The following is a 12,239-nucleotide window of genomic DNA, read 5'->3' on the forward strand; positions in this document are numbered from 1 at the left end:
GAAGTCTCTGCCAAAAAAACCTGGCGCTGGTGTGCACAGGAAGAAGGCTGAAGCCGATCAGTGACGAGAGGTCAAACCAATGGTGCCTTAGCAATCTCCATACAGGTAAACGCAGTACCGGCCTGCTTATTCTCGCTGCCGGCCCGATTTTTCCAGACCGAGAATCGGTCGCACGACCAATGAGGTCAACACAGTCGTCACCAGGGCCATGATCACCACCGCTGAAAAGAGGTTGGCCACCTCAGGGGGAACAGGAAAAGGCCGGGAGAACAGCCCTGCCTCCATGGCAATCTCCGCTACGATTAATTCCACAGCACCCCGTGCGCTCATGGCCGCTCCGATGCCGAATGATTGACGGGGACTAAATCCCATGGCAACAGCCGGCAACCCCGCACCTAGCAGCTTTCCGATCACCGCAGCCATTACCAGCAGGAAAACAAAGAGCGGAATCTCTGTCAGTGCGGAGAGGTTGAGATGCAGCCCGATGGAGGCGAAAAAAAGTGGCGCAAAAAAGCCTTTGGTCCAGCTTGTCAGGCTCCCCTTAATGTTCGTATACACCGCATCGCTCATGGTCCGGCGTACAAAAAACAACCCGGCAACAAAAGCCCCGAGAATAAAATGCAAGCCTAAGGCCTCTGCCAGAAGCGCGAACAGCAGGGCAACCACCAGTAAGGTGCTGAACTCAGACTCGTCTGACTTGAAACGAACCACGGTTCGATTGATCCATGGCAGGAGATACAGCCCCATTGCAATGGTTACCACAAAAAACAGGACCGCTTTCAGGAGCAGTACCAGCAGGACTGATGCTTCGGGCATTTGTCCGGTGTTGATAATCGCGGTCAGCACTGCCAACAGGATAAGGCTGAAAATATCATCAAACAGGGCGGCGGAGACGATCGCCTGTCCGAGCTTGGACCTGAGCAGATGCAGATCCATCAGGATTTTGACCGAAACAGGTACGGCGGTAATGGCAAGGGCGGTCCCAAGGAAGAGGCACTGCGCCAATTTATAGGGAGAGTCGGGCAAAAATATCCGCCCGAGGACCACGCCGAAGAGCATGGGGAGGAGCACTCCACCTGCGGCGATGGCCATAGCCGGCCCCGAGGTCTTGGCCAGGTCACGCGGCCGCAGTTCCAATCCGGCGAGCAGCATAAGAAAGAAGATCGATAGATCGGTAAAGCCCTTGTAGACCTCATTATCCGGCAATGCGGACAGTATCGGCAGTACATGGCCATAGCGCTGAAAGATCACCCCCATGGCGATGCCTGCCAGCAATTCGCCTACCAGGGATGGTTGGTTGAGCCGCTCGGCCGCCTCCCCGCAAACACGGGTAGCCAGCAACACGACAAGCAGGATGTACAGTAGATGCATAGCCAGACGCTCCGTTTTCGCTCACCGCACCCCCTGCAGCACGCTCTTTTGCTTTCTTCCCGGGAAGAGCTGCGGTTGCAGTACCCTGGCCTGCTTTACACCTCTCCCCCCGTATCGGTCATGACCGGCCAGATATGGAAATCCCTGTTGGCTTTGAACCCTACCCCAACAGCCCCTTTATGCAGGTACAACACATAGGCCCAGTCAGGAGCAAAACCGCTGGTAGTCGAACTCCAGTATGCCTCCATGGTACCTGGAAAAAAGAACGATTCAGGCAAGGCCGGCTCATAGCGGGAGGCATCGATCAGGCTTTCCAGTTCATTGATAGTCGGCAACCGAAACGGATACCCGGTCTGCCGCCCATACTGTGCCACCGCTTCGAGGGCCCCTGCCCAGGTGGTCGGTTCTTGGTTGAGCCTCCCTTCCCGATGCCATATCAGGCCGGTCAACCTGTCAAGCACGCCGCCAGCCTTTTCAACAAACCGCGGTTGAGGCCATCCAACCCCTTTTTGAAGGGCGCCGTCCTGGCCGCTGCCATCGCAGACTATTTCTCCTCCACGCTCATCATAACAGCGGCTGGAGCCGGTTCGCGGCAGGAGGGGACTCTCACCGGCCACTGGCAGTATCCAGTGATATTCTTGTTTATTACCGTAAAACATCCTGCCGCCCTCAAGGTGCAGGTACCATGCATACCTGGTCTCTATGGCGGCAGTGGTTGACGTCCAGTACCACCCTATAGCGGCATGAACAAAAGGATACTTCCGGGGCAATGCCGGCATCTTTTGGCTATGGTCAATCAGGCTGCGCAATTCCCGGCGATTGGGCAGGCGCCAGTCATCCCGGCCGAGAGCGCACTGTCGTCTCAACTCCTCCACATGATCCAGCCCTTCCTGCCAACTGAGTGGAAATTCAACAGGACACCCCTCTTTCGGCCACAACAGCCGGGTTACCCGATCAACAACCAGTCCCTCTCCCTGAGGGACAAAACGGGGCTCCGGCCAGAGTGAAGAGGTTGCCGCTGCAGCGTCTTGCCCTGCACCGTCGCATGTTATCACCTGGCCATGGGTGTCAAAACAGTCCACCTGTCCAGTCCACAAAATATGCTCAGGAACCATTGTTCTCCTTTTCACCTGCAAAGGCATCCGCTCCGCACCCCCTCTCCGGCGACACCGTTACACAATCATCCATGGTGGTCTTCATCTCCCTGAACAATGACAACGTTTTTTCCACTGGCTTTAGCAGTATAGAGGGCCTGATCTGCCCGCTTGATATACCACTCCGGTTCCAGTCCGCGGCGATTGCTGCCGTAAAGCCCAACACTCACACTAATATGCCCATGATGAAACCGGTGGGCAACTACTCCCAGGCGAATTCTTTCCGCCACCTCGCGGGCAACATCGGGAGGGGTGTTGGGCATAAGGACAGCAAACTCTTCCCCTCCATATCGTGCAGCCAGATCCATCTCCCGGGTATTCCGATTGAGAATTTTCCCAATCTGGGTCAGTACCCGGTCGCCTTCCGGATGCCCATAGTTGTCATTGACCAGCTTGAAATCATCGATATCAATCATAAGCAGGCACAGGTGCCTGCCGCTCCTGCTTGAATCAGCCACACTCTTTTTCAAGACCAGGTCAAAGACCTCACGCGTATAGAGATCGGTCAACTCATCCTTGATGGTGGAACCGATGATGAACTCGCTTTTATTCTCCTCAATTACCTTGGGATGCTGCAGTTCCCGGACAATATTCTGCAGATAATCCAGTGTGGCGACCGAGATACCGACCTCCCGCTCCAAGGCCCGGTTCATCCTTTTTCTGTGATCAAGTATGGCCTCCCACAAGCCCCTTGCTTCCTCTTCGCTGTAGGACTCATGGGTAAGCGAGAGCAGGAGCTGGGCGAAAAAGCCTCCAGGGTATCTGGCCTGCACCTGTTTACACAGCTGCCGATCATCAGCCATGGCTTCGATATGCTCCAGCGAAATCGCCCCTTCACCGATCTCTACCAGATCTTCCAACTGCCCCGCATGGGGAGAGTGCTTCCTCTTCATCTCTGCCCACCAGGTATCGGGTTGCTGCTGTTCACCTGCTACGACCCCAGCAAACACTTGTCCGAGCTATCGGCATCCGCATAATACCTGGCTTCAATGAGGTTGTGCTCGGGGTCCTGAAAGTAAATGGAGACGCCCGCCCCCCTGGCACCCCAGCGCTGTACAGGCCCCTCTTGCACAGCAATGCCATTTCTGGCAAGCCGCTCCTGCAAGGCGTCCCATTCGGCACGCTTCAGGCAGAGGCAAAAATGGTTGAGATGAGCGCGTCCCTGGACATCAGCTCGTCCCTTCTGCCACATTCGTCGGGGAAACAGGTCGATGATAGTGTCTCTGCTCAGGCGGAGAGAAGGAAACGGGACCTCACCGGCTCTATAGGCTGTCAATCGTTCCGATGCCAATCCCAGTACCTCGGTGTAAAAGGTCAGCATCGCCTCATCATCTTCCACATTCAATACAATATGGTCCATCCGGCATTCCATGCCTTCTCTCCTGTTGTCTTATTCAAGCTGCATATTCCTAAGGGTAACCGCCCTACTGTTTGAGCGCCACTCGGGCGGCTATAACCAGTGGATCCCACACATTGCCAAATGGTGGTGCATAGCTCAAGTCAAGGTGCAGCATATCCTCCAGCGTATATCCTGCATGGAGGGCAACGACCAAGGTATCAATGCGCTTGGCTGCGCCCGGTCCGCCAACGATTTGCCCCCCCAGGATGCGGGCTGTCCCCCGTTCGGCAAAGATTTTGACTGTGAGGGGTGCCGTACCGGGGTAATAGCCGGGCAAAGTACGCGCCTCAATCTCACCGGTGACGTAATCAATCCCCAGCTCGTGTAATTTTCGGGTATTCAGCCCTGTGCAGGCGCATTCAACATCCTTAAACTTGGTGATGGCGGTGCCCAGAACTCCGCGGAACGAGGCGTCGCCGCCACCAAGATTAATACCGGCTGTCCGTCCTTGCTTGTTGGCTGTCGTCCCCAGAGGGATGTACACCGGTTGTTTGCTCACCAGGTGCATGGACTGGCAGCAATCACCAGCCGCCCAGATATCTGCGACACTGGTCTGCGTGCGTTCGTTGACCTCGATACTTGCCGAGGGGCCGAGGCGCAGGCCCGCACTTTCTGCGAGCTTGGAATTGGGCGTCACGCCCATGCCCAGCACAAACAGATCGCCGGGGATGGTCCGGTCACCAGTCACCACGGCCCTGGCCGTATCACCTTCAATCTCGAACCCGGTCACCTCTGATCCGGTCAGCAGGGTCACGCCGTGCCGCTCAAGCCCTTCGGCAACTAATTTGGCCATGGAGGGATCAAAAGCCTCCATGACCTGGTCGCTTCGCTGGACTATGGTGACCTGGATGCCTCGCATGACCAGGGCTTCTGCAAGTTCGATCCCGATATACCCCCCGCCGACGATAACCGCGTGTTCAACCTGCTCCTCCTCCAGGTGCCGTTTCAACGCTATCCCTGAAGCAAGGCTTTTGAGCACGCGCAGGTTGTTAACATCTTTTGCCTCAGCAAAAGGCTGCACCGGTTGTGCACCGGTTGCGAGCAAAAGATGGTCGTAGGCTTCCTCCCGTTCTTTGCCGGTTTCCCTGTCAAGCACCTGAACGACCTTTCTGTGAGCGTCAACCGAGGTCACTTCCTGACCAAGATGCACATCAATATCCTGACGTTGCTCAAAGGTCTCTTTTGTTCGAGCTATCAGTGCCGCATGGTCATCGACCAACCTGCCGATGTAATAGGGCAACCCTCAAGCCGCATAGGATACATGCTGCCCCTGTTCAAAAACGGTAATCCGCAGGTCAGGGTCAAGTTTCCGGGCCTGGGAAGCACCGCTCATACCAGCAGCATCGCCACCCACAACAACCAAGTGTTTTCGAGACATACCCACTCCTCATGTATAAAGAAACGTTATCATAACTTATAGATATAACCACGATTCAACACAAAGACACCCCCTGGAGAATGCGCTGCGACCGGGTTCTCCCTGCCTGCCGGCAACTCCTGCCAAGGGAGAGGAAACGAAAAAAGGGCGGGCACAATGCCACCGGGCCCTAATAATCACGACAACTGACAGGCCCCCCCCCAAATCGACACGTATTTCAATGAAGGGGGACCGAAAGCGTTCGGCGCCTGGTCAGCACAAACGCTGTTTTGGCTCCGTAATAGGCCGCCTCATTGATAAAGATGGGAACGAGGGGCTCTTTTTCGTGATAGCGCGTCACCTCTCCCGAAGGATGATAAAAAAGAGGGGCTCCCGCTTTAAGGGGATGATAATCGCGATCCTGCAGGGCCTGGTGGACAACTGCGTCGATACTGCCTGCCGGGTCCACCGGGTATGAAACACTGCGCACATGCTCATGGATGGTGACTGTCTCCGGCAGGTCGAGCGGTTTTTTCAGGTTCCGCAACTCGACAAAATCCAAACAGCAGCGCACTCCTTGCAGAGCCCTTGCCAGCAGGTCGTGACGGACAATATTGTTGCCTATTGGCCCCAACTCGAGGCTGATGCCGCACCGGGCCATCGAGGTGAGAAAAGGTTGGTCTTCCATGGCACCATACACCGCCGCAGGAATGGCATAGATGCGCACGGCCGGCAGCCGTTTCTGCAGGAAAGCGGCAATCTGCAGCTTAGGCTGGTCATACCCCACCACAATCATGGTCGTGCCCATGTTGGCGGTACTGGTATGCACGTCAATCAGCAGGTCGGTTACCGGATCTTCCCTGGGGCCAAGCTGGGCATTGATCTCCCTGGCCCGCTTGAACTCGTACCCCTTCAGCTCTTGATTACCCAGGTCAGCCGCCAAAAAGGAGCGGTTCAGATCGTGGTCAATGTACCGCCTTCCCTCACGAAAAGCCCTGGGATTAGCCAACAGCAGGGTGGTGGTGAAGGTAGTATAGCACTGGTCGGGATGCTGCCTGCCGAGCCGGTGCAACACAGCAGGTCCGGTATATTCGTTGCCGTGGGTACCGCCCACGACGGCTACGGAATCGATCATATTCGCCCGCTTTAACAGGCTACTCCTGCAGATAGCCCAGGGTAACCGCCCGTTCGATGAGGGTAGAGGCAAATGCCCATAATTCGGTCGAACCTTCTGCAATGTGGCGGTTGCGTTCGATCACCTGCGCCTTTTTCACCCCGTGCTTACGCCAGGATTTCCCCTGGGAATAATAGTTGAGCATCAGCGGCATCAGTCGATCAAGCGCATTGGCAAACCGGGATTCGGCAGTTTGCCGCGCTTCAAACTCGCGCCAAAGGGCGTGCATTTCCTCTCCCTGCGCCATAGGCAGGATACCGAAGATGCGTCTTGCAGCCGCCTGTTCGCGCTGGGCCTTATCCCCATGCGCCGCCTCATCATAGCAGAAGGTGTCGCCGGCATCGATTTCCACCATATCATGGATGAGCACCATTTTCATGATATGACAGATATCAACCGACTCATCGGCATGCTCGGCCAGTACCATGGCCATCACGGCCAACTGCCAGCTGTGCTCGGCATCATTCTCCCACCGGTCGCTATCAAGCACATAGCTGCGTCGAAACACGGATTTGAGTTTTTCCATCTCCAAGAGAAATTCCAATCGCCGAGCCATGGATGGATTGTCGCTCTCCTGCACTCTCTGCCCTTCATCGGTTAACGGAACAGGTGGTGTCATCGTGCGCCTAAAACCTTTTTTATTTCCTCGTTACCGATAACCTGGATTTCGGCTTCATTATTTTTCGACTTCACCCGCAGAGGGACCGGACCGTGTAGGTCAAATGGCACCAGCTGCGGTTCGTCGTCATCAACAAAAACAATCACTGCCGGAGCTTTGGCCGTGTCCTCCAGACGAAACCCTTCCAAACGGGTGGTCTCCTTGTTGACCACAACCACCTCTTCCTCTACTGCATACATATCGTTTTTTCTCCTCAGGCAACGTAGATGTGTGCCGGGCAGAAGCCGTTGTCTCCTCCTGCATGGCCAGTAATCCTTTGTATATCTGAAGCAGACCATACAAAAGGCTGGAGCCGGAATCCATCGAAAACTGCACTCCCGGCAGACAATGACCATTCCATTCGCCAGACTCTTGTCCCCTCTGCCTCCTCCGCTTGCATTCCCAAGTTCCTCCTTTTGCCTGCGCACCCATTGACAATGGACAAAGCATTGCTACGTTGAACACATCCATCTTCATAGAGCGAGAGCTGCATGCCACTGCAGCCAGCCAACCCCAGGAGGAAGACCTATGTGTGGACGCTACGCCTTTGCCCTCCAGCCGCTGGGACCATGGTCGGCTGTATTCCGGGCCTGGATGGAATCAATGGAACCCAGATACAATATAGCCCCGACAAGCACCATCCCCGTATTCACCGCTGCTGGCTGGCACACCATGCGCTGGGGGTTGATTCCCGCGTGGTCCAAAGAATCGACGACCAGATATGCCACCTTCAATGCCCGCGCCGAATCACTAAAGGATAAACCCGCCTATCGTACAGCCTGGAAACAGAGGCAGCGATGCCTGATGCCGGCGCTGGGGTACTATGAGTGGAAAAAACAGGGGAACGGGAAAACACCCTACTTCATCCGCTCCTCAGGCAACCAACCGCTGGTTTTCGCCGGCCTGTGGGACCGTTGGCAAAGCGAACGGAAAACATTACTCTCCAGCACTATCATCACCTGCCCGGCCATCGCACAGATAGAGGAGTTGCACCCGCGTATGCCGTTTCTTCTGACCCCGCAGGCTGCCGAGGAGTGGCTTCACGGAAGCATTGCCGCCTGCGACGACCTGTTGAAACAACCGCCGGCAGTAGCGCTTAATTTTTACCCGGTGGATCAACGGGTGGGCAATGTGCACAACACGGGCGAGGAATTGACCCAACCGGCCTGAGGGGGTAGGGTTCGCTCCTCCCCTCGCCCATCCATGGCATCTGCCGGCAAATCTGTGATCTGTCATTGCCCGAAAAACTGTTAGTATGTATACATAGCTCTATGACCGAAGAGCTGCGCTCCTTTTGATCAAGGGAAGAAAATAGTGCTCTCGCCAATATTCAAACTCCATCAAATCATGACTACCAGGTTGCTTCCCACCAATGGCATCCACAAAACCACCCCATAACGAAACTGAAGAAAGGGTCACCTCCTCCCCGCTTGGTGAACCGGACAACGATGCTGCAGGGACCGGACAAACAGAACGCGGAGTGGAACGGCAAATAGAGGACGAAGACTATGTGCCGGTAATTATCAAACGGAGCGATGAAACGGTTCGTCATCCCGACGACGTGCTTGAGAAAGCCATTGAAGAAGGCCTTGAGCAGCTGGAAAGGCCGCTTCTCTCCTTTGTTCTCTCTTCCATGGGGGCGGGGCTGGTACTTGGGTTTACAGCCATGGCCGTTGCGGTCATGGCGACACTCACCGGCGATTCCGGTAACCCGCTGTATACTCGACTAACCATGGCGCTGGTTTACCCGCTTGGATTCATGATCTGTATCATGAGTGGAACCCAACTCTTCACAGAGCATACCGCCACCGCCGTCTATCCTGTGCTTGCCGGGAAAGCTCGCATACAACAGCTGCTGCGTTTATGGCTGGTCGTCATCCTGGGAAATGAAATAGGAGCGGTATGCAGCGCATGGCTACTGGTGACCGCCGATGAGGTCATCATGGCCCGCGAAGGGTATCTTTTCATTGGCCACCACCTGGTAGCGCAAAGCAACGTTGCACTGCTGGTCAGCTCCGTACTTGCCGGCTGGCTGATGGCGCTGGGCGCATGGCTGGTACTGGTAACCTCGCCGTCGCTGAGCCAGATGGTATGCATCTATATCGTCACCTTCCTCATCGGTCTGGGTGGTCTGCATCACTCTATCGCCGGCTCGGTGGAAATGTTTGTGGCCATATTCATCAGCGATGCCTATTCCCTGGGTCAAGGTCTCCGATTTATCGGCCTTGCTATTGCCGGCAACCTCGTTGGCGGCAGTGTCTTTGTGGCCGGCTTCAACTACAGCCAGATCCGGAAGACGCAGGAACTGTGAACACGCCAACACATTCTACCCCTTGTGCCATGCGGTATCGGTAGAGGCACAGGAACGGTGCTGGTTTCAAGCGGCAACGAGGGAACCTATCCCTCCTGAATACCAACCCGTACCCAGAGGCACCACACAGGTGAAAGCATGCAATGAAAAAGAACCATCACTCCCTGATAATTTTTGATGGAGTGTGCAGCCTTTGTGAATTTTCCGTGCAGTTTATCATCAAGAGAGACCCGCAAGCAAAATTTACCTTTGTTGCAGCCCAATCGGAAAAAGGGAAGGAGCTGCAGCACCAGTACGGCGTTGATACCCTGCAGGACGGGACGGTCATCCTGCTGAAAAACAATCAGGTCTATGTAAAAAGTGATGCTGCGCTGGAAATCGCAAAAGAGCTGCAGGGCCCGTGGCACTTACTGCAGTTCTTAAAAATCATACCAAAACCGGCCAGAGATTTTGTGTATTCGATCATTGCCAAAAACAGGTATCGCTGGTTTGGCAAAAAAAATGAATGCCTCGTTCCGGACAAGAAAACCCGGGAGCGATTTCTTTAATGCCCCTGTCACATGAATCTCCGCCACACCTTGCAGTAGATATTCAACAGATGAGCGTTTTTACCAGTATTCACCCCTGCTGCGCCTAAGGAGCACCGACCATTGAATATCCCCCTGTCTATCACTTAACCATGCATGAGGAGTAATTTGTGGGCATTGCGACAGATATCATCATTCTTGTTCTGACAGCTTTTTTCTGCGGATTGATTATGCAGCGGCTGCACCAACCGCTGATTCTTGGCTATATTCTTGCTGGTATCATTCTTGGCCCCTATACAGGCGGATTAACCATCACGGAAATCCACAGCATCGAACTGCTGGCCGAAATCGGGGTGGCGCTACTGTTATTTGCCCTTGGCCTTGAGTTCTCCCTCAAAGACCTCAAGCCGGTCAAACACATCGCTCTTGTGGGCACGCCGCTGCAGATGCTGGGCACCATCGGCTTTGGCATCGGGATTGGCCGCCTTTTTGGCTGGGACTGGAACACCGCCTTGTGGTTCGGGTCCCTCATCTCTCTCTCCTCCACCATGGTGATCCTGAAAACACTGATGAGCCAAGGCTGGTTGGGAACCCTGTCGAGTAAGGTGATGATCGGCATGCTGATTATTCAGGACCTGGCAGTAGTGCCGCTGATGATCATCCTCCCCCAGTTGAATGATCCGGCCACCGGCCTCGGTATTCTCGGTTTTGCGGTCATCAAGGCAGGAATATTTCTTGTCGCCATGTTTCTTCTTGGTACCCGATTGCTGCCTTTCCTGCTCAAAGTTATTGCCAGGCTCGGCTCCCGTGAGCTGTTTATACTCGCTATTTCCGCCATCGGCCTGGGGGTGGGGTACGCCACCTACCTTGTCGGCCTGTCCTTTGCCTTTGGCGCCTTTATCGCAGGCATGGTGCTCAGCGAATCTGATTACGGCCATCAGGCGCTCAGTGATATCATTCCACTTCGCGACCTCTTCGGCCTACTGTTCTTTGCCTCTGTGGGTATGCTCCTTGATCCCCGCTTTCTGCTCAACCACTTCACCCTCATCCTGGTGCTGGTGCTCGTTGTCAGCCTGGGCAAGGGATGCATCTTTGCACTGCTTGCCCGGCTTTTTCATTACCGCAACGTCGTGCCCCTTGCCGTTGGCCTGGGCATGTTCCAGGTCGGTGAGTTCTCTTTTGTGCTTGCCCGCATAGGTGTTGCCAGTGAGTCCATCAGCAGAGAGTTTTACAACCAGTTTCTTACCATGGCGGTTGTCTCCATGGCCCTGACCCCTTTTATTTCCTCACAGACCGCACGCCTATACGGCTTGAAAAAACGATGGTTTAAACACGAGCCCCTTGAATCGATCAATTTCCCGGAAACCGAGCTGCGCCATCATGTGGTCATTGCCGGATGCGGGCGCATCGGTTTTCAGGTCGCTGCGGTGCTGCAGCGGTTGGCAATCCCCTTTGTGTTGGTTGAACACGACCAGCTGCGCATCGAACGGGCCAAAGAAGCCCATTTTCCGGTTGTTTATGGAGACGGTAGCCAGGAAATCGTCCAGGAGGCTTTGCTGGTCAGCCGTGCATCCCTGCTGGTGGTCACGATCTCTGATATTGTTGTTGCCCGATCGATTATCAGTCATGCAAAAAAAGTAAACCCCGAGATCAGGATCATCGCCCGTATTTCCGACCCTGATTTTTTCTCCGTCTTCCGTGAACTGGAAGTAGTTGACCTGGTCAACCCGGAAGTGGAAGCCGGCTTGGAGATGCTCCGGCAGGTTCTGCTTTACCTTCGCTTTCCCGCACCGGAGATTCAACTGCATACGGAAAACCTTCGCCATCAACAGCTTGCAGAAGCCTTCGTGGCAGGAGAAGACTATCGGACCCTTGGCCAGATGCGGTCGGCAGAACAACAGTTTGATCTCCAGTGGATCGAACTTGAACCGGGCAACCCGCTGATCGACACGACGATCGCCAAGGCGGAAATCCGTAAAATAACCGGTGTTTCCGTTGTTGGAATTATCCGGGACAGTCAATTGATCACCAATCCGGAACCTTCTTTCCGCTTGCGGCAACATGACTTGCTCGCCATCATCGGTTCTGCCGAGGCTCGGCAGCAGTTTCACTGCTTCATAAACCCCATCTCGGAAAAATGCCTCATCCCCGAAGATCCGTTTGTGGTGCCAGTAAAGTGAGGCTGTGCCGCCTCTCAATTTCTGCACCTTCTCTACACCTCGACGTGCAAGATGGGGCTACTGTTTGTTTCCAGCTCAAGGATTGCTGATATCAAGAATTGCCGATAT

General features: G+C 54.8%; 13 protein-coding genes. 4 read left to right on the forward strand and 9 right to left on the reverse strand.

From position 1 onward, the window contains the following. Positions 1-126: 126 nt before the first annotated feature. The 9 genes from ACZ52Z_RS10670 to ACZ52Z_RS10710 form a co-directional block, all read right to left on the reverse strand. The gene (locus ACZ52Z_RS10670) at positions 127-1,371 is read right to left on the reverse strand and encodes a cation:proton antiporter (protein ID WP_464270725.1); all 1,245 of its coding nucleotides are present in this window, start codon (positions 1,369-1,371) and stop codon (positions 127-129) included. A 95-nt stretch (positions 1,372-1,466) separates the two neighbouring features. After that, positions 1,467-2,486, reverse strand: coding sequence for an Lcl C-terminal domain-containing protein (locus ACZ52Z_RS10675; RefSeq protein WP_464270726.1), 1,020 nt, complete (start codon positions 2,484-2,486; stop codon positions 1,467-1,469). Between the two features lie 65 nt (positions 2,487-2,551). Further along, the gene (locus ACZ52Z_RS10680; RefSeq protein ID WP_464270727.1) at positions 2,552-3,418 is read right to left on the reverse strand and encodes a GGDEF domain-containing protein; all 867 of its coding nucleotides are present in this window, start codon (positions 3,416-3,418) and stop codon (positions 2,552-2,554) included. A 38-nt stretch (positions 3,419-3,456) separates the two neighbouring features. After that, complete coding sequence (locus ACZ52Z_RS10685) at positions 3,457-3,897, reverse strand: VOC family protein (protein ID WP_464270728.1); 441 nt, start codon at positions 3,895-3,897, stop codon at positions 3,457-3,459. A 52-nt stretch (positions 3,898-3,949) separates the two neighbouring features. Continuing rightward, positions 3,950-5,164: an FAD-dependent oxidoreductase gene (locus ACZ52Z_RS10690; RefSeq protein WP_464270729.1), complete on the reverse strand. Its 1,215-nt coding sequence runs from the start codon at positions 5,162-5,164 to the stop codon at positions 3,950-3,952. A 3-nt stretch (positions 5,165-5,167) separates the two neighbouring features. Further along, positions 5,168-5,302: an NAD(P)-binding protein gene (locus tag ACZ52Z_RS10695; RefSeq protein WP_464270730.1), complete on the reverse strand. Its 135-nt coding sequence runs from the start codon at positions 5,300-5,302 to the stop codon at positions 5,168-5,170. A gap of 217 nt (positions 5,303-5,519) precedes the next feature. Beyond that, on the reverse strand, positions 5,520-6,416 hold the full coding sequence (locus ACZ52Z_RS10700; protein ID WP_464270731.1) for an aspartoacylase: 897 nt from the start codon (positions 6,414-6,416) through the stop codon (positions 5,520-5,522). A gap of 19 nt (positions 6,417-6,435) precedes the next feature. After that, positions 6,436-7,074: an HD domain-containing protein gene (locus ACZ52Z_RS10705; RefSeq protein WP_464266781.1), complete on the reverse strand. Its 639-nt coding sequence runs from the start codon at positions 7,072-7,074 to the stop codon at positions 6,436-6,438. Next, positions 7,071-7,313: a hypothetical protein gene (locus tag ACZ52Z_RS10710; protein WP_464266782.1), complete on the reverse strand. Its 243-nt coding sequence runs from the start codon at positions 7,311-7,313 to the stop codon at positions 7,071-7,073. The genes ACZ52Z_RS10705 and ACZ52Z_RS10710 overlap by 4 nt, the downstream gene beginning before the upstream one ends. 328 nt (positions 7,314-7,641) lie before the next feature. Between ACZ52Z_RS10710 and ACZ52Z_RS10715 the strand changes: the two genes are divergently transcribed. The 4 genes from ACZ52Z_RS10715 (at position 7,642) to ACZ52Z_RS10730 (ending at position 12,131) form a co-directional block, all read left to right on the forward strand. Then, on the forward strand, positions 7,642-8,283 hold the full coding sequence (locus ACZ52Z_RS10715; protein ID WP_464266783.1) for an SOS response-associated peptidase: 642 nt from the start codon (positions 7,642-7,644) through the stop codon (positions 8,281-8,283). A 202-nt stretch (positions 8,284-8,485) separates the two neighbouring features. Beyond that, positions 8,486-9,424, forward strand: coding sequence for a formate/nitrite transporter family protein (locus ACZ52Z_RS10720; protein WP_464266784.1), 939 nt, complete (start codon positions 8,486-8,488; stop codon positions 9,422-9,424). Positions 9,425-9,567: 143 nt separating this feature from the next. Further along, positions 9,568-9,972 carry a thiol-disulfide oxidoreductase DCC family protein gene (locus ACZ52Z_RS10725; RefSeq protein WP_464266785.1) on the forward strand — a complete coding sequence of 135 codons (405 nt, stop codon included), beginning with the start codon at positions 9,568-9,570 and terminating at the stop codon, positions 9,970-9,972. A 149-nt stretch (positions 9,973-10,121) separates the two neighbouring features. Further along, a complete protein-coding gene (locus tag ACZ52Z_RS10730; protein WP_464266786.1) occupies positions 10,122-12,131 on the forward strand; it encodes a monovalent cation:proton antiporter family protein in 2,010 nt (669 codons plus the stop codon). The last annotated feature ends 108 nt before the right edge of the window (positions 12,132-12,239 follow it).

It is taken from the genome of Desulfogranum aggregans (assembly GCF_055398265.1).

Bases quoted from the DNA above. Each gene is read 5' to 3' on its own strand.
- ACZ52Z_RS10670 (WP_464270725.1), bottom strand. From the start codon at position 1,371: ATGCATCTACTGTACATCCTGCTTGTCGTGTTGCTGGCTACCCGTGTT.
- ACZ52Z_RS10680 (WP_464270727.1), bottom strand. From the start codon at position 3,418: ATGAAGAGGAAGCACTCTCCCCATGCGGGGCAGTTGGAAGATCTGGTA.
- ACZ52Z_RS10720 (WP_464266784.1), top strand. From the start codon at position 8,486: ATGGCATCCACAAAACCACCCCATAACGAAACTGAAGAAAGGGTCACC.
- ACZ52Z_RS10705 (WP_464266781.1), bottom strand. From the start codon at position 7,074: ATGACACCACCTGTTCCGTTAACCGATGAAGGGCAGAGAGTGCAGGAG.
- ACZ52Z_RS10685 (WP_464270728.1), bottom strand. From the start codon at position 3,897: ATGGAATGCCGGATGGACCATATTGTATTGAATGTGGAAGATGATGAG.
- ACZ52Z_RS10695 (WP_464270730.1), bottom strand. From the start codon at position 5,302: ATGTCTCGAAAACACTTGGTTGTTGTGGGTGGCGATGCTGCTGGTATG.
- ACZ52Z_RS10675 (WP_464270726.1), bottom strand. From the start codon at position 2,486: ATGGTTCCTGAGCATATTTTGTGGACTGGACAGGTGGACTGTTTTGAC.
- ACZ52Z_RS10725 (WP_464266785.1), top strand. From the start codon at position 9,568: ATGAAAAAGAACCATCACTCCCTGATAATTTTTGATGGAGTGTGCAGC.
- ACZ52Z_RS10715 (WP_464266783.1), top strand. From the start codon at position 7,642: ATGTGTGGACGCTACGCCTTTGCCCTCCAGCCGCTGGGACCATGGTCG.
- ACZ52Z_RS10710 (WP_464266782.1), bottom strand. From the start codon at position 7,313: ATGTATGCAGTAGAGGAAGAGGTGGTTGTGGTCAACAAGGAGACCACC.
- ACZ52Z_RS10700 (WP_464270731.1), bottom strand. From the start codon at position 6,416: ATGATCGATTCCGTAGCCGTCGTGGGCGGTACCCACGGCAACGAATAT.